Origin of the sequence: Lentzea sp. CC55, from assembly GCF_021056325.1 — a bacterium.
Taxonomy (GTDB): domain Bacteria; phylum Actinomycetota; class Actinomycetes; order Mycobacteriales; family Pseudonocardiaceae; genus Lentzea; species Lentzea jiangxiensis.
This window is the reverse complement of sequence record NZ_JAJCXE010000013.1, coordinates 130,493-153,458: the sequence shown is the minus strand read 5'-3', so window position 1 is coordinate 153,458 and position 22,966 is coordinate 130,493. Positions and strand designations below refer to the sequence as shown.

21 protein-coding genes and 1 pseudogene are annotated in these 22,966 nt (G+C 72.0%); 10 read left to right on the top strand and 12 right to left on the bottom strand.

All coding sequences use genetic code 11. The features are described from left to right. Window positions 1-3 precede the first annotated feature (3 nt). Window positions 4-378, bottom strand: coding sequence for a VOC family protein (locus L6E10_RS08680; RefSeq protein WP_236218550.1), 375 nt, complete (start codon window positions 376-378; stop codon window positions 4-6). A gap of 3 nt (window positions 379-381) precedes the next feature. After that, a complete protein-coding gene (locus tag L6E10_RS08675) occupies window positions 382-1,083 on the bottom strand; it encodes a metalloregulator ArsR/SmtB family transcription factor (protein WP_236218548.1) in 702 nt (233 codons plus the stop codon). Window positions 1,084-1,525: 442 nt separating this feature from the next. On the opposite strand from L6E10_RS08675, the gene L6E10_RS08670 reads away from it, so the two are divergent. From L6E10_RS08670 to L6E10_RS08660, 3 genes are all read left to right on the top strand, one after another. Then, window positions 1,526-3,799 (top strand): proprotein convertase P-domain-containing protein, encoded by a 2,274-nt coding sequence (locus L6E10_RS08670; RefSeq protein WP_236218546.1) that lies wholly within the window; start codon window positions 1,526-1,528, stop codon window positions 3,797-3,799. A gap of 79 nt (window positions 3,800-3,878) precedes the next feature. After that, window positions 3,879-4,319 (top strand): GNAT family N-acetyltransferase, encoded by a 441-nt coding sequence (locus L6E10_RS08665; RefSeq protein WP_236218544.1) that lies wholly within the window; start codon window positions 3,879-3,881, stop codon window positions 4,317-4,319. A gap of 131 nt (window positions 4,320-4,450) precedes the next feature. After that, on the top strand, window positions 4,451-5,353 hold the full coding sequence (locus L6E10_RS08660; protein ID WP_236218542.1) for a S1 family peptidase: 903 nt from the start codon (window positions 4,451-4,453) through the stop codon (window positions 5,351-5,353). Between the two features lie 46 nt (window positions 5,354-5,399). Here L6E10_RS08660 and L6E10_RS40730 read toward each other — a convergent pair whose 3' ends face one another. The 3 genes and pseudogenes from L6E10_RS40730 to L6E10_RS08650 form a co-directional block, all read right to left on the bottom strand. Beyond that, entirely contained in the window at window positions 5,400-6,209 is an 810-nt protein-coding gene (locus L6E10_RS40730) for a BBE domain-containing protein (protein ID WP_308102711.1), read from the bottom strand. 62 nt (window positions 6,210-6,271) lie between these two features. Further along, window positions 6,272-6,844 (bottom strand): annotated as a pseudogene (locus L6E10_RS40725) (FAD-binding oxidoreductase); the annotation flags it as partial. A gap of 344 nt (window positions 6,845-7,188) precedes the next feature. Then, on the bottom strand, window positions 7,189-8,160 hold the full coding sequence (locus L6E10_RS08650) for a TerC/Alx family metal homeostasis membrane protein (protein ID WP_236218540.1): 972 nt from the start codon (window positions 8,158-8,160) through the stop codon (window positions 7,189-7,191). Window positions 8,161-8,495: 335 nt separating this feature from the next. On the opposite strand from L6E10_RS08650, the gene L6E10_RS08645 reads away from it, so the two are divergent. The 4 genes from L6E10_RS08645 to L6E10_RS08630 are packed head-to-tail and all read left to right on the top strand — an operon-like array spanning window position 8,496 to window position 12,372. Next, complete coding sequence (locus L6E10_RS08645; protein ID WP_236218538.1) at window positions 8,496-9,323, top strand: CPBP family intramembrane glutamic endopeptidase; 828 nt, start codon at window positions 8,496-8,498, stop codon at window positions 9,321-9,323. Then, complete coding sequence (locus tag L6E10_RS08640; protein ID WP_236218536.1) at window positions 9,320-10,444, top strand: sensor histidine kinase; 1,125 nt, start codon at window positions 9,320-9,322, stop codon at window positions 10,442-10,444. The genes L6E10_RS08645 and L6E10_RS08640 overlap by 4 nt, the downstream gene beginning before the upstream one ends. Next, entirely contained in the window at window positions 10,441-11,097 is a 657-nt protein-coding gene (locus tag L6E10_RS08635) for a response regulator transcription factor (RefSeq protein ID WP_236218534.1), read from the top strand. The genes L6E10_RS08640 and L6E10_RS08635 overlap by 4 nt, the downstream gene beginning before the upstream one ends. Before the next feature lie 60 nt (window positions 11,098-11,157). After that, window positions 11,158-12,372: a GDSL-type esterase/lipase family protein gene (locus L6E10_RS08630; RefSeq protein WP_236218532.1), complete on the top strand. Its 1,215-nt coding sequence runs from the start codon at window positions 11,158-11,160 to the stop codon at window positions 12,370-12,372. Here the strand turns inward: L6E10_RS08630 and L6E10_RS08625 are convergent. From L6E10_RS08625 to L6E10_RS40720, 7 genes are all read right to left on the bottom strand, one after another. Further along, on the bottom strand, window positions 12,369-12,932 hold the full coding sequence (locus L6E10_RS08625; protein ID WP_236218530.1) for a hypothetical protein: 564 nt from the start codon (window positions 12,930-12,932) through the stop codon (window positions 12,369-12,371). The genes L6E10_RS08630 and L6E10_RS08625 overlap by 4 nt on opposite strands. Continuing rightward, window positions 12,929-14,281 (bottom strand): hypothetical protein, encoded by a 1,353-nt coding sequence (locus L6E10_RS08620; protein WP_236218528.1) that lies wholly within the window; start codon window positions 14,279-14,281, stop codon window positions 12,929-12,931. Before L6E10_RS08620 ends, L6E10_RS08625 begins: the two co-directional genes overlap by 4 nt. Continuing rightward, the gene (locus L6E10_RS08615; RefSeq protein ID WP_236218845.1) at window positions 14,278-15,033 is read right to left on the bottom strand and encodes an ABC transporter ATP-binding protein; all 756 of its coding nucleotides are present in this window, start codon (window positions 15,031-15,033) and stop codon (window positions 14,278-14,280) included. The genes L6E10_RS08620 and L6E10_RS08615 overlap by 4 nt, the downstream gene beginning before the upstream one ends. A 103-nt stretch (window positions 15,034-15,136) precedes the next feature. Then, on the bottom strand, window positions 15,137-15,901 hold the full coding sequence (locus L6E10_RS08610) for an ABC transporter ATP-binding protein (RefSeq protein WP_236218526.1): 765 nt from the start codon (window positions 15,899-15,901) through the stop codon (window positions 15,137-15,139). Next, window positions 15,898-16,710 (bottom strand): zf-HC2 domain-containing protein, encoded by an 813-nt coding sequence (locus tag L6E10_RS08605; protein ID WP_236218524.1) that lies wholly within the window; start codon window positions 16,708-16,710, stop codon window positions 15,898-15,900. The genes L6E10_RS08610 and L6E10_RS08605 overlap by 4 nt, the downstream gene beginning before the upstream one ends. After that, window positions 16,707-17,258, bottom strand: a complete 552-nt coding sequence (locus L6E10_RS08600) for an RNA polymerase sigma factor (RefSeq protein ID WP_236218843.1) — start codon at window positions 17,256-17,258, stop codon at window positions 16,707-16,709. Before L6E10_RS08600 ends, L6E10_RS08605 begins: the two co-directional genes overlap by 4 nt. A 255-nt stretch (window positions 17,259-17,513) precedes the next feature. Next, window positions 17,514-18,659 carry a CdaR family transcriptional regulator gene (locus L6E10_RS40720; protein WP_236218523.1) on the bottom strand — a complete coding sequence of 382 codons (1,146 nt, stop codon included), beginning with the start codon at window positions 18,657-18,659 and terminating at the stop codon, window positions 17,514-17,516. Between the two features lie 86 nt (window positions 18,660-18,745). Between L6E10_RS40720 and L6E10_RS08590 the strand changes: the two genes are divergently transcribed. From L6E10_RS08590 to L6E10_RS08580, 3 genes are all read left to right on the top strand, one after another. Beyond that, a complete protein-coding gene (locus L6E10_RS08590; RefSeq protein ID WP_236218521.1) occupies window positions 18,746-19,801 on the top strand; it encodes a ferredoxin reductase in 1,056 nt (351 codons plus the stop codon). A 79-nt stretch (window positions 19,802-19,880) separates the two neighbouring features. Then, entirely contained in the window at window positions 19,881-20,999 is a 1,119-nt protein-coding gene (locus tag L6E10_RS08585; RefSeq protein ID WP_236218519.1) for an acyl-CoA desaturase, read from the top strand. Window positions 21,000-21,139: 140 nt separating this feature from the next. Then, entirely contained in the window at window positions 21,140-22,921 is a 1,782-nt protein-coding gene (locus tag L6E10_RS08580) for a CocE/NonD family hydrolase (RefSeq protein WP_236218517.1), read from the top strand. Window positions 22,922-22,966: the final 45 nt, after the last annotated feature.

The window sequence follows — 22,966 nt, the reverse complement described above, 5'->3', positions numbered from 1 at the left end:
GCGTCACCCGGCGGGCTGGAACACCTCGACGAGGTTGCCCGCCGGATCGGTGACGAGCACCTGGCGGCCGCCCGGCCCGCTGACCACCTCGCTCGCGAACGGCACCCCGGCGGCGCGCAGCCGGGTGACCTCCGCGTCGAGGTCGTCCACGACGAGGTGGATGCGGTTGCGGCCGGGGGCGAGCGAGTCCGGCGGCGTGGCGCGCGCGCCGGAGCTCGCGGGCCCGGACAGCAGCAGCCGCAACGGCCCGCGCACCACGTCGGCGAATGCCGCTCCGGCGCGGGTGTGCACGGTGAATCCGAAGTGGACGGTGTAGAAGTCGGCGGCGGACTGCACGTCGTCGACGAGGTAGCGGACGCAGGCCTGCTGGTCGGTCATCGTTCACCCCTTCTGGCGGGCTGCCGCGGCGAGCACCGGCAGCAGGTGGCGGATGCGGGTGTCGAGCTCGCGCGCGGTGCGCACGAACTCCGGGTAGCCGACGGGGCCGGCGATGCTCCAGTGGATCCGCGCGTGCCGGCCCTCGAACTCGGGGCAGACCTCGCGGACCCTGTCGCACAACGTGATCACGTAGTCGTACCGGTCGGTGGGGAACGGCCGGGGCGCCTGGTCGAGGTCGAGGCCGAACTCCTCGCGGAGCACCTTGACGGCGTGCGGGTGGACGCGGGCCCGGGGCTCGCTGCCCGCGCTCGACGCGTCGGCCCCGTGGCGGCGCAGCAGCGCCTCGGCGATAGGCGAACGCGCGCTGTTTCCCGTGCACGCGAACAACACCCGGACGTCGTCGAGGGGCGTGGCCACCGGTGTCGTCTCTAGGGCGGGGTGCAGAGCCGCCGCGGTGGCGGCGAACGAGCTCGCGCACCGGTCGAGGTCGAGGTGGTAGTAGGTGTCCCGGCCATCGGACGAGCTGCGCCGCGAGCGCACCAGACCACCGTCGCGCAGCAGCCGCAGGTGGTAGGAGACCAGGTTCTGCGGCTCGCCCACGCGCTCGGTCAGCTCGCGCACGCGGTGGTCGCCGGCGGCCAGCTCGGTCAGCAGGCGCCAGCGCAGCGGATGCGAGGCCATCCGCAGGAACTCCGGGGCCACCATGCCTCCAAACTACATCAAATGAGTTTGATGTAAAGCCTGGGTCGGCGCTCGCGGACAAGCCGCGACCGCGTGCGTCGACCAGGCGCAGCTGCTGACCGTGCTGGACGCGGCGGACGGCCTGCGGGACCACCTGCGCCGTGCCGCGGCGACCGCCGGCACGGACGGCACCGTGGAGCAGGCGTTGCAGCGGCTGACCGTGCCGGTGGAAGCGGTGAAGCCGCGCCGCCACGGGCTGAAGCCGCATGGCAGACGCGACATCGTTGTCTTGTGCGCGGAATCGCGCCGAGGCCATCCCCCTTGTGGCGCAACGAATCCGTGCCGTGGAGGCGAAACCGGACATCGAGGCCGGAGGTGCCGGCAAACCCTCCGAACGACCGGATGCCGGCCACGACCGCGGCGGCTACGGTCGCCTGACCCTGCATCCCTGCGAAGGAGCCCGGAAGTGCGAAGAAGAAGATCCCTGCTGACCGCGGCACTCGTGGCGGTGACCACCGCGGCGCTGGCCTCTCCCGCGGCCCCCGCCCTGGCCGCCGGGTGCTCCGGCACGAACGACGGCGACGTGGCGATCGGCGACAACCAGACGGCCGAGTCGCCCATCGCCATCAGCGAGTGCGCGTCGGCCCCGTCCGCCACCGCCACCGTGCCGGTGAAGATCGTCCACACCTACGTCGGCGACCTCCAGGTCAGCCTCGTCGCGCCGGACGGCTCCGCCTACGTCCTGCACAACCGGTCCGGCGGCTCCGCGGACAACATCGACCAGACCTACACCGTCGACCTGTCGGGTGAGACCTCCAACGGCACCTGGAAGCTCCGCGTCAACGACAACGCGGCCAACGACGTCGGCCGGATCGACACCTGGTCGCTGAACCTCGGCGGCTCCACCCCGGCCGACGACTTCTCCGTCGCCGTCTCGCCCGCGTCCGGTTCCGTCGCGGCGGGGTCGGCGGCCTCGGCCACCGTGCAGACGCAGACCACGGCGGGCCAGGCGCAGACCGTGCAGCTGACCGCCACCGGCCTGCCCGCCGGCGCCACGGCGTCGTTCAGCCCGGCGTCCGTCACCACGGGCTCCGGCTCGACCCTGTCGATCAGCACGACGACGACGGTCCCGTCGGGCACCTACCCGATCACCGTGCGCGCCGCGGGTGCCACGACCAGGACGGCGACCTACACGCTGACGGTCACGGGCGGCACCGGCCCGCAGATCCCGGACGTCGACATCGCCGCGGTCAAGGCGCACCTCGCGCAGTTCGGCACGATCGCCGCGCAGAACGGCGGCAACCGCCGGTCCACCTCGGCGGGCTACCGCGCGTCGGTGGCCTACGTGAAGGACAAGCTCACGGCCGCCGGCTACGCCGTCACCGAGCAGCCCTGCACGTCCGGCTGCACCACCGGCGCCGGTCCGAACCTGATCGCCGAGTGGCCCGGTGGCGACGCGAACAACGTCTACATGTTCGGCGGCCACCTCGACGGAGTGTCCGCGGGTCCCGGCATCAACGACAACGCCTCCGGCTCGGCGGCGCTGCTCGAGACCGCGCTCGTGCTCGCCCAGCGCACCCCGTCGATGGTCAACAAGGTCCGGTTCGCCTGGTGGACCGACGAGGAGCAGGGTCTCAACGGCTCCCGCTTCTACGTCTCGCAGCTCCCGTCCACCGAGCGAGCGAAGATCAAGACCTACCACAACTTCGACATGGTCGGGTCGACCAACGGCGGCTACTTCATCAACAACATCACCAGCGCCCAGTCCGTGCACATGAAGGCGTACTGGGACTCCCTGGGCCTGCAGCCGGAGGAGAACACCGAGGGCCGCAACCGGTCCGACGACGCGTCCTTCACCAACGCGGGCATCCCGGCGTCCGGTTACGCGATGGGCGCCAGCGCGCGCAAGACCACCGCGCAGGCGAACAAGTGGGGCGGCACGGCGGGCGGCGCGTTCGACCCCTGCTACCACGCGTCCTGCGACACCACCGCGAACATCAGCGACACGCACCTCAACCGCGCGGTCGACGGCATCGCCTACACCGTCTGGAAGTCCGCGGTCGGCACCGGCACCCCCGGCGCCGACTTCTCGGTCTCGGTGTCACCCGCGTCCGGTTCGGTGGCGGCGGGCTCGTCGGTCCAGGCGACGGTCGCGACCCGGACGGTGAGCGGGGACCCGCAGACCGTGCAGCTGTCCGCCTCGGGACTTCCCGCCGGGGCGACGGCGTCGTTCAGCCCGGCGTCCGTCACGACGGGCTCGGCGTCGACGCTGACGATCAGCACCACGGCGTCGGTGGCCGCGGGCACCTACCCGGTCACGATCACCGCGGCCGGCACGGCGTCGCGCACCGCCACCTACGCGCTCACCGTCACGGGCGGCGGTGGCGGGTCCTGCACCGGCACCAACCCCGACGACGTCGCGATCCCGGACGCGGGTGCCGCGGTCGAGAGCACCATCGCGATCTCCGGGTGCTCCGCCACGCCGTCCTCCGCCTCGGTCGTGACCGTGCGGATCGTGCACCCGTACGTCGGTGACCTCACGGTGGCCCTGGTCGCGCCGGACGGCTCGTCGTACACGCTGCACAACCGCAGCGGCGGCAGCGCGGACAACATCGACCGCACCTTCTCGGTCACCGTGGCGGGCGAGACCGCGAACGGCACGTGGAAGCTCCGCGTCCAGGACTCCGGTCCCGCCGACGTGGGCACGCTCGACACGTGGAGCCTGAACCTGACCCCGTAGCACCGGTGAGAAGTGGCATCCTGGTTTAGGCCTGCATTGGGCCTTCTGGGATGCCACTTCTCGGGTGACGATCACCGGCGTGACCAGTCAGCACACCACCCGGATCGCCGAGCTCGACGGCGAGGACACCGCCCTGGCCTTCGACGCGCTGCGCGAGCTCCGGCCGCACCTCACCGACGTCGGCGAGTTCGTCGAGATCGTGCGCGCCCAGCGGCGGGAGGGCTACCGCATCGCCGCCTCGTTCGACGCGGACGGCCGGGTCGTCGCCGTCGCCGGGTTCCGGCACATGACGAACCTCTACGCCGGCTCCCACCTCTACGTCGACGACCTCAGCACGCTCCCGTCCGCCCGCAGGCAGGGCCACGCGGGCGCGCTGCTGCGCTGGGTCGACGAGGAGGCCCGCCGTCTCGGGTGCACGGCTGTCCACCTCGACTCCGGCACGCCGCGGCACCACGCGCACCGGCTCTACCTCGGCTCCGGGTACGACATCACCGCGTTCCACTTCGTCCGGAAGCTCTGACGGCGCCGGGCGAGCAGCGGCGCGGGCCGGTGCTCACCGCGTCATCCCGGCCATTGACCTAAACCGGTGCGCCCCGCTGTACGTACACCTGGACATGAGCACATCTCGGTCCGGTGACGAGAGGGCGCCACATGGGCAAGCACCACGATGACCACCGTCGGGTGAAGGTGATCGCGGGCGCCGTCGGGCTGGTGGCCGTGGTGATCACCGCCATGACGTTCACCGCGAGCCAGGCGGCTCCGCAGCAGCGCACCGCTCCCGCCCAGGCCACCGAGACGCTGCGGCAGAAGGCGTCGGTGCCGGGCACGGCGTGGGCCGTCAACCCGGCCACCGACGAGGTCCTGGTCACCGCCGACGACACCGTCACCGGGGCGAGGTGGGACAACCTGAAGTCCACGGTGGACGCGATGGGCGCCGGGGTGACGCTGCGGCGCACGACCGGCACGTTCCGGTTGTTCGCGGAGGGCGGAGACGCGATCTTCGCGGGCGGCAGCCGGTGCTCGCTCGGCTTCAACGTCGTGACCGGCGACGGCCGCCCCGGCATCCTGACCGCGGGCCACTGCACGGCCGCGGGCAGGCAGTTCTCCCTGACCCCCGGTGGCAGGGCGGCCGCCACCGTCGTGGACTCGACGTTCCCCGGCAACGGCGACTTCGCCCTGCTCACCTACAACGACCGCGGCACCGCCGCTCCCAGCGAGGTCGACACCGGCAACGGCCGCAGGGTCCGCATCCAGCGCGCCGCCGAGGCGCGGGTCGGCACGCAGGTCCAGCGGATGGGCAGCACGACGGGGCTGCGCGCCGGCCGCGTCACCGGCCTGAACGCCACGGTCAACTACCCGGAGGGCCGCGTCACGGGCCTGATCCAGACGACCGTGTGCGCGGAGGGCGGCGACAGCGGCGGGCCGCTCTTCACCGCCGGCGGCACCGCGATCGGCCTGACCTCCGGGGGCAGCGGCAACTGCCGCACCGGCGGCGTGACGTTCTTCCAGCCCGTCACCAGGGCGTTGGCCGCGGTCGGCGCCCGCATCGGCTGACGGGACCCCGTGTCACACCGGGCCGGTCACGACCACCGGCCCGGTGTCACCGGGGCACCGACTGCGCGAAGGCGAACACGCCGTCCGGGTCGTAGCGCTTCGCCACGTCCTTCAACCGGGGGAGGTTGGCGCCGTAGTAGGCCTCGGCCCAGCGCGGGAGCTGCGGGTCGATGTAGTTGACGTACCCGGTGTCGCCGACCAGCGCGCCGAGCCCGTCGCGGATCTCCGCGAGCTCAGCGCGGGCGGCGTCCGCGGTCTCGGGCGGCGTCTTGAGGTAGATCTGGACGTTGGCGAGCGCCGTGCGGTGCGGGAACGCCGTGGCGTCCGGCGCGACGGCGGCCACCGCCCCACCCAGGCCGTCGAAGATCAGGTACGTCTCGTCGGACCGGCCGGTCAGCAGCCCCACGGCCCTGGCGGGATCGCCGATCGGCTCGCGCACCACCCGCGACGACGCCACGGCCGACTCGCGCGCGACAGGCCCGCCCGCGAAGTACCGCGTGGCCTCGGGGTAGCTCTTCTGCTGGACGAACCTGTCGGCGGGCGCGGGGAGCCGGGCCAGCAGCGCGGAGAGCTCGCCGGCGGAGCCGACGAAGCAGCCGCCCACCTTGCACGTCGGCTGCGGGCCGCCGCGCACCACGACGTTGGACCACAGCTCGTCCGGTGCCTGCGCGATCCAGGTCTGCCACGCGCCGAGCACGTCGGCGGTGCCGGCGCTGTAGGACAGCGAGAAGACGGTGACCCGGGGCGCGGGCACGGTGGAGAACACGAACTCCGTGACGATCGCGAAGTTGCCACCCCCACCGCCGCGCAGCGCCCAGAACAGGTCGGGCTCCTGCTCGGCCGACGCGGTGACCACCCGGCCGTCACGGCCTGGGCCGAGACCAGGTGGTCGCAGGTCAGGCCGTACTTGCGGGAGAGCACGCCGATGCCGCCGCCGAGCGTGAGACCCGCGACGCCCACCGACGGGCAGGTGCCGGTCGGCAGGCACCGGCCGGACTCCGCCAGCGTCGCGGAGACGTCCCCGAGGGTGGCGCCCGCGCCGACCCGGACCTGGTTGCCCGGCAGCACCTCGACGGCCGCCAGACCGCGCACGTCGACCTGCAGACCGCCGGACGGCGACGAGTACCCGGCGTAGCTGTGACCACCGCTGCGCGCGGCGATCGGCACGCGCCGCCGCGCGGCCTCGACGCAGGCCCGCACGTCGGCGGGGGAGGTGACCTTCGCGACGGCGGCGGGCCTCCTGCCGTCCCACACCGGGTTGAAGCCCTGGTAGGCGAACCCGTCGTCGCTCGGGAGCGCGAGCTCGCCGGACAGCCGCGAGCGCAGCGCGACCCAGTCGGGCGGTCCACTCGGAACGGACGAACCGGACGGAGGGACGACCGGGGGAGGCGGGGAGGACGGAGAGGGCGGGGCGGTGGGCGAGCCGCAGGCCGCGAGTGCGGCGCCGGCGCCCGCCAGCCCTGCGACTTTCAGAAACCTGCGTCGTTCCACCCGGCCGATGGTGGCACGTGATGATCATCTCCGCATTTCGGCGCGGGACCGCGCGGCGAGCACGGTCCGGCCCCGGGACCTGCGGTGCCTTACCTCGGTGACGTCGGAAAGCGGCACGAACTCGTGGTTGGTCAGCACGCCGTCCGTCGCGCAACGGGCGGACGAGATCGCGTCCGCCCGTTGCCCCCGAGGGCCGCTCATGGGTGCGGGCAGGTGTCCCACCCTGCCCGTCCTGTCACGGCCGGGAGACCAGGACCATGCACGCGACCACCAGGGCGGTCAGCACCAGGAGGGTCACGCCCAGGTCCACGAGGAAGCCGATCAGGCGTGCGGTGGCCATGCCGTCACACCGGACTGGTGTCGGCCCCGCGACGGGAGCGCAGGCTCGTGAACGTGACGGTGGCCAGCACGACGATGATCACCAGGAGCGAGACCGGCGTGGGGATCTCCGGCACGGCGGGCCAGACGCCGTGGGCCCAGTGCAGGACGAGCTTCACGCCGATGAACGCCAGGATGATCGCGAGACCGTGGTTGAGGTGCACCAGCTTCGCCAGCACGGACTGCAGCACGAAGTACAGTGCGCGCAGGCCCAGCAGCGCGAACGCGTTGGTCGTGAACACCAGGTACGGGTCCTCGGTGATGCCGTACACGGCGGGCACGGAGTCGATCGCGAACACGACGTCGGTCGCGAAGATCGCCACCACCACGATCGCCAGGGGCGTCAGGGCGCGGCGGCCGTGCTCGCGGACGACCATCTTCGTGCCGCGGTAGTCGTCCGTGACCGGCATCAGCCTGCGCAGCAGCCGCACCGAGCGCATCTGCGAGGTGTCCTTCTCGGCCGGTTCACCGGACAGGGCGGCGTGCAGGATCTTGATCGCCGAGGCGAAGAGGACGAGGCCGAACACGAGGAACGCCCAGGTGCCCGCGGAGAGCAGGGCGGCGCCGGCCGCGATGAAGACGCCCCGCAGCACCAGTGCGCCGACGATGCCGTAGAGCAGGACGCGCTGCTGGACCTCGGACGGGACCGCGAAAGCGGTCAGCAGCAGCATGAAGACGAACAGGTTGTCCACCGACAGCGACTTCTCGACCACGAAGCCGGTGATGAACTCGACCGACTGGCCGCTGCCGAACTCGAGCCACAGCCAGAGCCCGAACACGAGGGGGAGGGCCAGGTAGAACACCGACCAGCCGGTGGCCTCCTTGAGGGAGACCTCGTGCGGGCGCCGGGTGACGAGGAAGTCGACCACGAGCAGGCCGAGAAGCACCGCGATGCTGATGAACCACAGTCCGGGCGACGCCACGGATTCGACGGACACGGAACCTCCTCGAACTCCTGCGTTCGAGGTCTCCTTCACCCGTGCGCGGGCGGTCTCCCGAGGACACCGTCCGGGTGTCCGTACTGACCGGGCAGACGCTTTGGGAAGTACTCCCCTCGCCGGAGAGCATAGGTAAAGGAATGGTAATGCTCAAGTAAGCCGATCGTGGGAAGCATCTCAGCCGGCTCGACGTTTCACCTCCCGGCGTCGGGGGAGACGAGGGACCGCGCTCGGTGAGACGGCCGCGTCACCCGCCTTGTCCCCCGGGAGAGCTACACGCGGATGTCCACCGCGTGGGGACGTTGTGGCGCCACGAAATCCCTAGCGTTGCGGCCATGCGATTCGTGCAGCAGTTGGTCGTGGTGGTGGTCGTGTCGTTCGTGGGCGGGACCGGAGTGCAGGCGCTGGGGTGGAACTGGCCGCTCACCCTGGTCGCGGGGTTCCTGGCGGCGGCGCTGGCGCTGGCCGCGTACGCGTGGGTGGTGCGCAGGACCGAACGGCGCGAAGCCACCGAGGTCTCGTGGAAGACGGCGCCGGGGGCGCTGGCGCGCGGTGTCCTCATCGGACTCGCGATGTTCGGGGCGGTGATCGCGAACATCGCCTTCCTCGGCGGCTACGAGGTGCGCGGCTGGGGCTCGGCGACGGGCGCGATCGCGATCCTCGGGTTCATGGTGGCGGTGGCGGTGACCGAGGAGCTGCTGTACCGGGGCGTGCTGTTCCGGATCGCCGAGGAGAAGCTCGGCACGTGGCTCGCGCTCGTCCTGAGCGGTCTGGTGTTCGGCTTCGCGCACATCTTCAACCCCAACGCGACGGTGTGGAGTTCGGTCGCGATCGCGATCGAGGCGGGGCTGATGCTCGGCGCCGCGTACGTCGCCACGCGCAACCTGTGGGTGCCGATCGGCGTGCACTTCGCGTGGAACTTCGCGCAGGGCGGCATCTTCAGCACCAGCGTGTCCGGTCAGGACGCCCCGAAGGGGCTGCTCGACGGCGTCACGTCCGGTCCCGCGATCGTGACCGGTGGCGGGTTCGGGCCCGAGGCCAGTGCCTACTCGGTGCTGGCGGGCGTGGTGCTCACGGTGGCGTTCCTGTGGCTGGCGAAGCGCCGGGGCAACCTCGTGCCGCGCCGAGGCCGCGCCGTGCCGGCCGCTACGCTCGGCGCGTGATCAGCCTCCAGCGGTGGCGCGGCTGGGACGTCCGCGTCCAGGACGCGCCACTCGCGCTGCTGCTCGCCCTGGGATCGGTGGTGCCCGCGTTGCACGACAAGGGCACCCAGCTCGGCGGGCTGCCGAACCGGCCGTTCGACGCGCTCGCGATCGCCGTGATCGCCTTCGAGTGCCTGCCGCTGGTCGTGCGCCGCCGGTGGCCCCTGGTCTGCCTCGTCCTGGTGTCGGTCGCGTTCGCGGTGGACCAGGCGCGCGGCTACCACACGGTCGGCGGCACGGCGTTGCTCGTCGCGTTGATCAGCGCGGGCGCGCACCTGGCGCACCACCGCCGCGCGACCGTCATCGCGTTGACCGCGGCCTACGCGGGACTGGCGGTCTGGCTGGACCTGCTGGGGGCCACCGAGGGCGTCGCCGGGTTCGTCACCTTCTACCTCGCGGTGGCGTCCGCCTGGGCGATCGGCGCGTGGCTGCGGCTCTCGCGCAGCGCCGAGGAGGAACGCCGCCGGCACGTCGCCGAGGCCACCCGCGCCGCGGAACGGACCTCGATCGCCCGCGAGCTGCACGACGTGGTGACCCACCACGTGACCGCGATGGTGGTGCAGGCCGAGGCGGCCCGGTACCTGACGGCCGCTCCCGAGCGCCTCGACCAGACGCTGCAGGCGATCACCGACACCGGCCGGCGCTCGCTCGCGGACCTGCGGCACCTGCTCGACCTGCTGAACCCCGACCACAGGCCGGAGTCCGTCGGCGACCTGCGGGGTCTCGTCGAGCAGACCCGCCTGGCCGGGCAGCCGGTCGAGTTCGCCGAGGAGGGCCGGGCGTCGCGCGACGCGGGCAGTGCCGAGGCCGTCGCGTACCGGGTCGTGCAGGAAGCGTTGACCAACGCGCTCAAGTACGCGCACGGAAATCCGACGAACGTCAGCGTTCGGTACGGCGAAAGGGAGATCACGGTGGAGGTCGGCACCTCGGGCGCCACGACGTCCGCTCAGGTCGGCGGCAGCGGGCGGGGTCTCGCCGGGCTGCGGGAGCGCGTCGACGTGCTGGGCGGCGAGTTCTCGGCGGGGCAGCGGGACGGCGGTTTCGTGGTCCGCGCGCGCATCCCGGCGGGGAACCCGGCGTGACGGCACCGGTGCGCGTGCTGGTGTGCGACGACCAGGCGCTCATCCGCACGGGGTTCGCCACGATCATCGGAGCGCAGCCGGACCTGGAGGTCGTGGGGGAGTGCGGGGACGGCCGGTCGGCGGTCGACCTCGCCGCACGGGTGAGGCCCGACGTCGTCGTGATGGACGTGCGGATGCCCGTCCTGGACGGGATCGCGGCGACCCGGCTGCTCGCGGGCGCCGGCGTCGCCGATCCCGTCAAGGTCCTCGTCGTGACGACGTTCAACCTCGACGAGTACGTCTACGAGGCGTTGCGCGCCGGGGCGAGCGGCTTCCTGCTCAAGGACGCCCCGCCCGCGCAGTTGTTGCAGGGCATCAGGACCGTCGCGAGTGGTGCCGCGCTGCTCGCGCCGGAGGTGACGCGCCAGCTCGTCGGCAGGTTCGCCTCGCGCATCCGGCCCGCCGAGGAGGCCGCGGAGACGCAGCTCGCGCCGCGGGAGCTGGAGGTGCTGCGGCTGATCGCGGAAGGACTGTCCAACAGCGAGATCGCCGCGGCGCTGGTCATCAGCCAGGAGACGGTGAAGACGTACGTCTCCCGCATCCTCACCAAGCTCGACCTGCGCGACCGGGTGCAGGCGGTCGTCTACGCGTACCGCCGCGGGCTGGTGACCTGAGTCCACACCTGTGGTCACAGGTGGTGACGTGATCGTCACGAAGCGGTAAGAACCAGGGGTATGAGAACCCGAATCCCTGCTCTGCTGTCGGCCGTGCTCGTCGTGGGAGCGCTCTCGACCCCCGCCGCCGAAGCCGACCGCCCCGTCTGGTTCACCTCCTGGGCGCAGTCGCAGCAGAACCTCGCCCCCGTCACCCTGCACGACCAGTCGCTCCGGATGATCACGCACCTCAGCCAGGGAGGCAGCGCGGTCCGCGTCCGCGTGCAGAACACCTTCGGCACGGGGCCGCTGACGATCGACCGCACCACCGTCGCCCTGAGCACCGGAGGCTCCGCCGTCGAGTCGGTGCGGGAGGTGACGTTCAGCGGCTCCCGCACCGTCACCGTCCCCGCGGGCGGGTCGGTGTGGAGCGACCGCACGTCGCTCGCCACCCTGCCGGACACGAACCTCGCGATCAGCATGCACGTCGCCGGAGACGTCGTGCCCGGACGGCACGAGTCGGCGTTCCGCGACAACTACCTCACCCCGGCCGGCTCGGGCGACCACACCGCGGATGCGGGCACGGCCTACACCGAAAAGGTGCAATCGACCTATGTGGTCAGTGCGGTCGACGTGTTCAACCCACGGCTGAGGGGGACGGTCGTGCCGTTCGGCAGCTCAGTCGTCGACGGCGTGGGCAGCACCAACTGCGGGCCTGGCTGCACGGAACTCGGTACCGACAAGCGGTGGACCGACGTGCTGGCCCGCCGGATCGTCGCCTCCTCGCGGCCCCAGCTCGCCGTCGCCAACGCCGGCATCAGCGGTACGACGAGTGCCGTGTGCCCGCGCACCCCGGCGCCGTTCGTCGGCTTGGACGCGTTGTCGCGCCTGGAAAGGGATGTTCTCGCGTTGCACGGCGTCACCGACGTCATCTACTACTACGGGACGAACGACCTGGCCAACGGCTGCTCGGCCGCGGACATCACCGCGAGCTACCGCGCGGTGTTCGGGCGGCTGCGCCAGGCCGGGATCGCCGTGCACGTCACGCCGATCACGCCCCGGCCCGGCTACAGCGACCAGAACAACCTGGACCGCCACGCCGTCAACGACTTCGTGAAGCGCGGCGGCGACTGCTCGGACACCTGCGCGACGGTGCAGGACTTCGACCAGGTGCTGGAGGACCCGCTCCGGCCCAACAGCATCAACGCCCCGTACGACACCGGCGACGGCGTCCACGCCAACATCAGGGGCCAGCAGGCGATCGCCGACTACATCGCCCTGGAGACGATCGCTTAGCGGCGTGCGCCGCGTGCGCTGTACGCGGCGATCCCGCTCACGGCCAGCACACCCGCCGTCCACGTGGTCGCCGGGTCGTCCGGGGCCCCCAGCGGCCACGTGACGATCCGGCCGGGCACCGACCCGGCGGGCGGCATGATCGCCGCCACCGCCCACCACAGCACCGGTGCGGTGGCGGCGAACCTCGCCCCGGCGAGTGCCGCCGCGAGTCCGGCCAGACCGGTCAGGCCCGCCACGTCGCGGACGACGAACGCCGCCGGGAACGGCTCGTCCCCGAGCCGTTGCACCAGCAGGACGGCGGACGCGGCCACCACCGCGGCGAAGACCAGGTGCCCGAAGCGCCACCACGGCCAGGGGAAGGCGGTCGACGCGTCGAGCTCCGGGTCCTGGCCCGCCAAGCCGGTCGTGCCGACCAGCACGGCGGCGAGCGCGGTCAGCGACGCGCTGAGCGGTGACCACGGTGTGTGCAGCGCCGCCCAGGCGAGCAGCACCACGACGGGCAGGAGCACGAGTGCGGCCGGGACGCCGCGCGAGTGCGCGTACAGCGCGAGCGGCCTCATCGGCCGGCCTTCAGCACCTCGAGCACGCGTTCGGCGTCCTGGCAGGTCAGCAACATCTGACGCGCCCGCACGACGCGATCCCGCTGCTCCTGCGGGGAGGCGGCGCTGAACCGCTGCCACGCCCGGTCGACCTCGGCGCGCATCCGCTCGTTGTTCCACATGAGGCGTTCGGACGCCAGCTCGGCCAGACCACCGTTGAAGTAGCCGGCGGTCACGTACCGGACGGCGGCCTCCCAGTAGTTCACGCTGTTCGGAGCAGAGCAGCTCGGGACACCCGCTCCGGCGAGCAGTTCGAGCCGCACCTCGTCCTCGGACATCGTCAGCACGCGCGGGTGACCCGACGCACTGATGTAGACGATCTTCGAATCCCGTCGGGGCGCGGTGAGGTGCGCCATCGCGGAGGTGTCCTCGCGGACCCCGGTGGGCGCGTCCGGCAACGCCGCGAGCTCGGCCAGCGCGGCCCTGCCCGCTGCGGCCACGACGGGCAGGCGGTCCGCGTGCACCCGGCTCACGCACACGGCGCCGTCGCAGACCTGCTCACCCGCGGTCGAGTCCACGACCAGCACGTCGGAGTACCTGGCCGGCACGATCGAGAGCGCCAGGACGAGCGCCAGCCCCGCCGGTGCGAGCGCGGCCAGCCGGCCGAGCCAGGTGCGGGCGGCGAGCAGCAGGAACGCCGTCACGCCCAGGCCGGTGAACCACGCGGCCTGGCCGAGGTCCACCGGCGCCGACGTGGTGAGCAGGTCGGTGTCCGGCGCGTCCATGACCGGCGTGAGCAGCGCGAACCTGGAGATCTCGTCGTCCGGTGACCGGACTTCCAGGGCCCGGCCCGCGGTGGTCGCGACCATGAACGTGGCCACCAGCGCCACCGGCACGGTCAGCGGGTGGGGGAGCAGCCTGCCGATCGCGAGCCCGACCAGGACGCTCGACGCCAGGCCGAGCACCACGGTCACCACCAGCGGCACGAACCCGGCCGAGACGAGCCCACCGCCGAACGCGACCGTCGCCACCACCGCGGCGCACAGCAGGACCGCGGCGACGGCGACGGCTCCGCTCACCGCCGAGGCGAGCGCGCCGAGCCGGACCCAGCCGGGCCGGGGCGTGGCGGTGAACAGCTCGGTGACGCCCGCCCGGCTGTCCCGCATGCCCTGCAGGACGGCGAGACCGACGACCAGCGCCCAGACGTAGGCCAGCGGCAGCCTGAGCTCCAGCACCGCGGACGTGCTGTTCGCCTTCCACCGCGAGCTCTCCGAGGTGACGAGCCAGAGCATGCCGGCGCCGGACACGAGCACGACCAGCCCGGCCCAGAGCGCCGCCGAGCGGCGCAGTTCGACGCGCAGTCCGGTCACCAGGCACCCCCCGAGCTGATCAGCGCCGAGTAGCCGCGCTCGATGGGGCTGTCACCCACGTGCTCCCGCGTGCCCCTGGTGGCGAGCTCCGCCGGGGTTCCCTGGAAGACGAGAGATCCCTCCGACACGAGCACCACGTCCGTGCACGCCGCCGCGACGTCCTCGACCAGGTGCGTGGAGATCAGCACGCACGACTGCCGGCCCAGCTCGGCCACCAGCTCGCGGAACCTCAGGCGTTGCGCGGGATCCAGGCCGACCGTCGGTTCGTCGAGCAGCAGCACCTCCGGCTCGTTGACGATGGCCTGCGCGATGCCGACGCGCCGGACCATGCCGCCGGACAACGACTTCATCCTGTCCTCGGCGCGGTCGGCGAGCCCGACCCTGTCCAGCGCCCGGTGCACCGCGCCGGGGATCTCGGCCGCCGGCACCTCCTTGAGCCACGCCAGGTACTCGACGAACTCCCTGACCTTGAACCGCTTGTAGAAGCCGAAGTGCTGCGGCAGGTAGCCGAGCCTCCTGCGCAGCGGTCGCATGCCGGTGCCCCGCAACGGGGTTCCGAGCAGCGACAGCGTTCCGGCGGTGGGCTTCTGGACCGTCGCCAGCGTGCGGATCAACGTCGTCTTGCCCGCGCCGTTGGGGCCGAGCAGCCCGTGCACGCCTCGCCCGAGCCGCAGGTCGAGCCCGTTCACCGCGGTGCGGCCCCGCCTGCCGCCCACGCGCACCACCAGGCTGTCGGCTTCGATCGCCCGCATCCCGTTCTCCTTCGAGTCGATGCTCACGACCGGGAAGACGGTGGTGCGGCCGCCGCGGTTCTCCGATCGCTGTGACGTGGCACACGCTGTCCTTTGTGGAATGTCACCACGTCCCGTGCTTGTCCGGGAACGCGAGCACGGCGCTGTAGCCGCGTTCGATGGGGCTGTCGCCGGGGTGGTGGTCCGAGCCCTTCGCCACGAGCTGCGCCGGAGTGCCGCGGAAGACGAGTTTTCCCTTGTCCATCAGCAGCACGTCCGTGCAGGCGGCGGCGACGTCCTCGACCAGGTGCGTGGAAACGACCACGCACGCGTCCGTTCCGAGCTCGGTGAGCAGTTCGCGGAACCTGAGGCGCTGCGCGGGGTCCAGACCCGCCGTGGGTTCGTCGAGCAGCACCACCTCGGGATCGTTGACGATGGCCTGCGCGATGCCGGCCCGCTTGAGCATGCCGCCCGACAACGTCCTGAGCCTGTCGTCGGCCCGGTCGGCCAGCCCGACCCTGTCCACCGCGCGCTGGACGGCCGCGGGGACGTGCCGGTCCGGCACCTCCTTGAGCCACGCCACGTAGGCGACGAACTCGCGGACCGTGAACCGGCGGTAGTGCCCGAACTCCTGCGGCAGGTAGCCGATCCTCCTCCTCGTCTCGCGGAGGTTCCCGCCGCCCAGCAGCCGCAGCTCTCCTCGTGCCGGCTGGAGCACCGTCGCGAGCGCGCGGATGAGCGTTGTCTTGCCCGCGCCGTTGGGGCCGAGCAGGCCGTGCACGCCGCGTCCCATGTGGAGGGTCACGCCGTCGACCGCCGTCCTGCGGCCTGCCCTGACCTCCAGGTCGAGCGCCTCGACCTCCCACGCGTAGGTGGTCGGTGCGGTCATCGGCCGGCCTCCAGTCGCGTGAACGCCATCCTGCGCACGACGATGACGGTGACCGCCAGCGCGAGGACCGCGGCCCAGAGCGGTGCCGCGGCGTCGTCGAGCGCTGTCGGGGTGCGGCTGAACGCGATCGTCGGCGCCACGATCACCACCGCCCACGCCGCGATGAGCACGGCTGCCGCTCTCGTGATCCCCACGAACGCTCCCAGCGCCAACGTTCCGGTCGTGAAGGCGAGGCACGGCAACAGCCACTGCGTCAGCCCGGCACCGGTGACCAGGCTGGCCGCCGCGAGCCCCGGCACGACCACGGCCAGCACCGCCGCCGTGCGCCGGAAGACGAGTGGCAACCCGGCCCGCGGCGTGGCGGCCGTGAGCTCGTACGCCGGGTCCAGCGCCCGGCTCCACGACGCCGCCACCCCGAGCACCGGCAGCACCGGCGCCACCAGGTGCACGAGCGACACCCGGTCGCCCACCGCGACCCCGAGCCTGTCCAGCGCCACCGCCGCGGCCGTGACGAGCAGGATCATCGCGAGCCACGGCCCGGCCGCGGGCGACACCCACCCGTTGACCCGCCCGCGCCACCGCCCCGCTCGCGGCATCTGCGGGGTGAGGGCGAGCCGCGGCGCGAGCTCCGCCCACACCGCCTCGGCGACGGGGTCGGGGGCCAGGCGCGCGCGGCACGGCGCACAAGCCTCGAGGTGCGACTCGACGGCCCACAGCTCGTCGGCGGCGATGTCCACGTCACCCCGCGCGTACCGGCGCACCAGCCGCTCGCTCGGATGGGCGGTCGAGTCTTCGTGTCGTGCGTTCACGCCAACGCCTCCCTCATCGCGATCCGAGCCCGCCGAGCCCGCGTCTTGACCGTCCCCTCCGGCACCCCGAGCAGCAACGACGTCTCCCGCACCGACAACCCGTCGAGCACCATCGCCTGCAACACCTGCCGCAACTCCGGCGCCAGCCGCCGCAACGCGTCCCCGACCTCGTCCCCGACCACCCCGTCGAGCACGGCCTCGTCGGCGGCGGGCGCGGTGTGCCGGGGCGCGGCGGCCACGGGCGGCGCGGCGTGGTGCGCACGCCTGCGGAAGGCGTCGATCAGTCGGCGAGCGGCAATCGTCCACAGCCACCCGGCCGCGCTGCCACCCGCGGCCGCACCGGCGAACGCGCCCGCCGCGCGCCACACCGCCAGATAGGTCTCCTGCAGCACCTCGGCGACGATCTGCTCGTCCGAGCAGCGTCTGCGCAACCGCACGGCCAGCCAGGGCGACGTGCGCCGGTACAGCTCTTCGAAGGCGCGGCGGTCACCCCGTGCGACTCGGCGCACGAGTTGTTCCTCGTCGAGGTCGGCCGGCTCACCCCGGATGGCTCTCACACTCCGCAAGACGTCGGGGTGGTGGGCCCAGGTTCTCGCGATGGTGTGGTGTGGGTCACGGCGACGCGCTGGTGTGGCGTCGCCTGGTTGGAGGCGAGAGCGCTGCGGCTGGACGTCGTTGCACCGCGAAGGCCCCTGGCCGGCCGAGGCCTACGGGCACTACTGCGGTCTGCTCGCCCCGTGGGCGCGGGAGATCGAGCGCGCTCAACAAGTTGTCTCTATAGCTTCAGTGTTGACCAAAACGAATCAGTCGGCCGCCACCGGCAATCCCACCGCCAGCGTCAACTCCAACACCCGCTGCGGAGACCCCAGGTCCGGGAAGATGTCCCGCAACTGCTGCATCCGGTACCGGACGGTCTGCGGGTGCACGAACAGCGCGGCGGCGACCTCCTCGCGCCGCCCGTGGTGCAGCAACCAGGCCCGCAACGTCTCCTCCAGTCGCCGGGCGGAGCTGGCCGGCAGGGCGTGCAACGGTGCCAGCGCGCGGGCGCGCAGGTCGGCGTAGGCCTCGGGATCGGCGCTCAGCACCAGTGAGGGGAGGTGTTCCTCGGTGTCGCGGATCAGGGACGACAACGCACGGGCCCGTGCCGCCCGCTCGTAGGAGGCGGACGCCCGCATCCAGGGGCGGGAAGGGCCGACGACGGCGTCACGTCCCGTCAGCTGGCGCAGCAGGTGGGCGCGGTCGGTGTCCGGCACCAGCAGCACGCCGGTCGAGTCGGGCAGGTCGTCCAGGACCAGGGTGCCGGGGTCGAGCCGGCGGAACGCGGGTCGCGCCTGGAACGACGGCAGCAGCACCACGGTCAGCGTCGTCGGCGCGGACCAGCCGGCGCGTTGCGAGTCGGCCAGCAGCACCTCGGGGGTGGCGCCGGCGAGCAGGTCGCGGGCCAGTTGTTCGAGGTGGCGCTCGTGGGCGAGGCCGCGGGCTGCCAGTTCGTCGGCGTGACCCGCGGCGGAGGCGGCGGACAGCTCGTCGATGTAGGCGAAGGTCAGCTCGGCGAACTTCGCCACCTCGGAGGCGGGGAGACCGGCGGGCACGGCCCCGGCGGCCAGGCCGCGCCACGCGACGCGGGCGCCCACCCGGTAGGCGCTCAGGAGAGCGTCCATCGAACGCCCGTCCCGCACCTCGCCGCGGCCCAGCTCGTAGGCCGCGTCGCTGGCGTCTCCGCCACCGCCGGTGCCGCTCGCCAAGTCCAGGTAGTGGCCGAGGGCGGTGCGGACGGCCCGCCGGATCGTGCCGCCCATGCGGCCGGAGAGGGCGTTGGCGTAGCTCGGCACCTCGTCGATGATGGCGCGCACGACCTCGTCGGCGGTCGTCTTCAGGACCGCTCGCAACGCGGTCACGGTCTTCTCGTCGAGGGCGAGTTCGGTGGCCCTCTGCATTGCGTGAGTCACGATTTGTTCCCCGCGAACAATGTGGCTGGATAAATTCACGTCTTGCGGACAGGACTTTACGCCCTGAGGCGCATCAAGCTGGAGTCATGACGAGTGCCGCCCTCCGCAGCAGGGCGTGGAAGTTCCTGGAGCTGGTCACGACGCCACTGCTGCCGTCCGACTACCTCGACCTGGTCAGCCCCCTCAGGGCGGGCGCTGACCTGCGCGGCCGCATCGAGGCCGTGCACCGCGAGACAGACGATGCCGCGACCATCGTGATCCGGCCCGGCAAGGGCTGGCGCGGTCACGTCGCCGGGCAGTACGTCCGGGTCGGCGTGGACGTCGACGGCGTCCGGCTGTGGCGCGCCTACTCGGTGACGTCGCCGACCAGCCGCGCGGACGGCCGCATCACGATCACCGTGAAGGCCATCCCGGACGGCAAGGTCAGCAACCACCTGGTCCGCAGGGCGAAGCCGGGCACGGTCATCCAGCTCGACCAGGCCACCGGCGAGTTCGTGCTGCCGGAGACCACGCCCGCGAAGGTCCTCTACCTCACCGCCGGCAGCGGCATCACGCCCGTGATGGGCATGCTGCGCGACACGAGGCTCGCCGACGTCGTGATGGTCCACTCCGCGCCGCGCAAGGAAGACGTGATCTTCCGCAACGACCTGCACGACCTGGTCGCGGACAAGGCCCTCACCCTCGTCGAGCTGCACACCGACACCCACGGCATGCTCGACGTCGCCGAGCTCGAGAAGCTCGTGCCCGACTGGGCCGAGCGCGAGACCTGGGCCTGCGGGCCGGCCGGTCTCCTGGACGCCGCCGAGGCCCACTGGGCCGCCCACGGCATCGCCGACAAGCTCCACACCGAGCGCTTCCGCCCGACCGTGGTCGTGGCGGGCGAGGGTGGCGAGGTCACGTTCGGCAAGACCGGCAAGACCGTCGAGGCCGACGGCGCCACGCCGCTGCTGAACGTCGGCGAGGAGGCGGGCGTGCTGATGCCGTCCGGCTGCCGCATGGGCATCTGCTTCGGCTGCGTGACGCCGCTGAAGTCCGGCGCGGTGAGGGACCTGCGCACCGGCGAGATCACCGAGGCCGAGGACGGCGTGCTCGTCCAGACCTGCGTGTCCGCCGCGGCGGGCCCCTGCGAGCTCGAACGCTAGCCGGCGCACCCCACCACAGACGTTTCCTTCTCCGCGAAGTGGCCACCCCCCAGCCACGGACCCCTCGAAAGAGAGCTTCATGACCGCCATCGACCCCACCGCGCACCTCACCGACGAGCAGATCGAGGAGCTCGGCCGCGAGCTCGACGCGATTCGCGACGAGATCATCGCGAGCCGTGGCGAGAAGGACGCGGCCTACATCCGCAAGGTCATCTCCGCGCAGCGCAAGCTGGAGCTGACGAGCCGCGGCATCCTGTTGTTCTCGTTCTTCCCGCCGGCCTGGATCATCGGCACCGCCGGCCTGTCCGTGGCGAAGATCATGGACAACATGGAGATCGGTCACAACATCCTGCACGGCCAGTGGGACTGGATGCGCGACCCGAAGATCCACTCCACCACCTGGGAGTGGGACCACGTCTCGCCGGCCGACCAGTGGAAGCACTCGCACAACGAGCTGCACCACACGTACACGAACGTGATCGGCAAGGACAACGACCTCGGCTACGGCATCATGCGCGTCGACGAGGACCAGAAGTGGCACCCCATGCACCTCGGGCAGCCGGTGTGGAACTTCATCAACGCCTGCTTCTTCGAGTACGGCATCGCCGCGTACGACCTGGAGCTGGGCAAGAACCTGCACAAGCGCCGCCGCAAGAACCCCGAGTTCCGCGCGCGGGCCAAGGCCGTGGGCCGCAAGATCCGCAAGCAGGTGCTCAAGGACTACGTGATCCACCCGCTGCTGTCGGGCCCGTCGTTCCTGACCACGCTCGCCGCGACGTTCACCGCGAACCTGATCCGCAACCTGTGGTCGCACTCGGTGATCATGTGCGGTCACTTCCCGGAGGGCGTGCAGGTCTTCGAGCGCCGCTCCATCAAGGGCGAGACGCGCGGCCAGTGGTACCTGCGCCAGATGATGGGCTCCGCGAACATCAGCGGCAGCAAGGCGATGCACTTCATGACCGGCAACCTGTCGCACCAGATCGAGCACCACCTGTTCCCGGACCTGCCGAGCAACCGGTACGCCGAGGTCGCGGTCAAGGTGAAGGCGCTGTTCGAGAAGTACGAGCTGGAGTACGTGACCGGTCCGCTGCCCAAGCAGGTCTTCTCCGCGTGGCGCAAGGTGTTCCGCCTGTCGCTGCCGAACCGCAAGCCCAAGGTGAAGGCGCCGAGCCGCGACAAGGAGCTCGTCGCGGCCTGACGGCCGGACCTGGACTGGACAATCAGCGGTTCAGATCTTTCGGCCGTACCGGCGGGCACGCCGGAACCGGTGAGATTCCTCCGTAGGGCCCGAGACGTTGTACCCCTGCTGCTCGATCGGGCCCTCCGACGGAGGAACCTATGCGAAGGGTCTACCTCGTCGCGGCCGCCCTGCTCACGGCCGCGACGATCCACACGCCTGCCTCGAACGCGGCCCCGGAGGCCGCGGCGGCGATCACCGAGACCGTCTACGTCGAGTCCACAATTGACAGTGACGCGGACGGCAAGCCCGACCGGATCGCCGCGGACGTCATGCGGCCGGACACGCCGGGCCGGGTGCCGATCGTGATGGAAGCCAGTCCCTACTACGGGCTGGGTGGCGCGGCGGCGTCGTCGGCGGCGCTGCCGCGCGGCTTCGGCCGCTGGTACGACGAGTACTTCGTGCCGCGCGGGTACGCCGTGGTCGAGATGGAGATGCAAGGCACCTCCCGCTCGACCGGCTGCCCGACCAGCGGCGGTCCGGAAGACACCGCGAGCGTCCGCGCGGTCGTGGACTGGCTCAACGGCCGGGCGAAGGCGTTCTACGCGGACGGCCGGGAAGCGGTCGCGAGCTGGAGCACCGGCAACGTCGGCATGCTCGGCGTCTCCTACAACGGCACGCTGCCCAACGCGGCCGCCGCGGCGAACATCCCCGGCGTGAAGACGATCGTGCCGATCGCCGCGATCTCGAGCTGGTACGAGTACGCCCGCGACCAGGGCATCGGCTACAAGGGCTGGGAGTCGAACTACCCGTCGTTCCTCGCAGGCTACGTCGTGAGCGCGGCGCAGAAGGCCAGGTGCAAGCCGGTGTTCGACAGGCTCGCCGCCCAGGACGGCGACGAGTCCTGGGACTACACGTCGTTCTGGAAGACCCGCGACTACCGGCCGGGGGCGCAGAACACGACAGCGTCGGTGTTCGTCGTGCACGGACAGGCGGACTGGAACGTCAAGCCGTCGCAGTTCGGCCGCTGGTGGAAGGAACTCGCGGACCGCGGTGTGCCGCGCAAGATCTGGCTGCACCGCGGCGGTCACCTCGACCCGATCTCGTTCCGCCAGGCCGAGTGGCAGCGCGTGATGGGCCTGTGGATGGACCACTGGCTCAAGGGCGCGAACAACGGGATCATGAACGAGCCCATGGCCGACGTGCAGAAGCCCGACGGCAGCTGGGAGCAGGCGGCGTCCTGGCCGCGCCCGGACACGAAGAACACCACGCTGTACTTCGGTCCGGCGTCCGGTGGCATGTCCGGTTCGCTGACCACCACCGCGGCCGGCAGCGGCACGCAGCGCCTCGCGAACAACGCGAACATCAACGAGGCGAGCATGATGGCGAACCCGGAGACCGCGACCTCCGGCCGGCTGGCCTACGTGACGGCGCCGCTGACGAAGGCCGCACGGCTGTCCGGTGAGGTCAGCCTGACCGTCCGCGTCGCGTCGAACCGCGCGTCGGTGCCGCTCACGGCGCTGCTGGTGGACTACGGCCCGAGCACCCGGGCCGTGTTGTCCGAACGCAGCCCGCTGCAGCTGTCCACCGAGGTCTGCGGCAAGAACGACCTGCGCGACCGCACCGGCTGCGCGCGGCCGCCGGACGTCTCGCTCCAGGCCGTCACGGCGACGATGCTGACCAAGGGGTCGATCGACGCGAAGAACCGCCTGTCGCTGGAGTCCGCGACCCCGTTGCCCACCGGCGGGACCACCGCGGACGTCACCTGGAAGCTGCACGCCAGGGACGCGCTCATCCCGGCGGGGCACCGGATCGGCATCGTGCTCGTCACCAACCACAACGCCTACATCGCCTCGGACACCGCGGCGAACGGCGTCGCGCTCGACGTGTCGCTGGGTGCCAGCAAGGTGGTGCTGCCGATCGTCGGCGGAACGGTGGGCTGACCGGGGGAGCCGGGGCCCGCGCACTTCACCTCGCGCGAGCCCCGG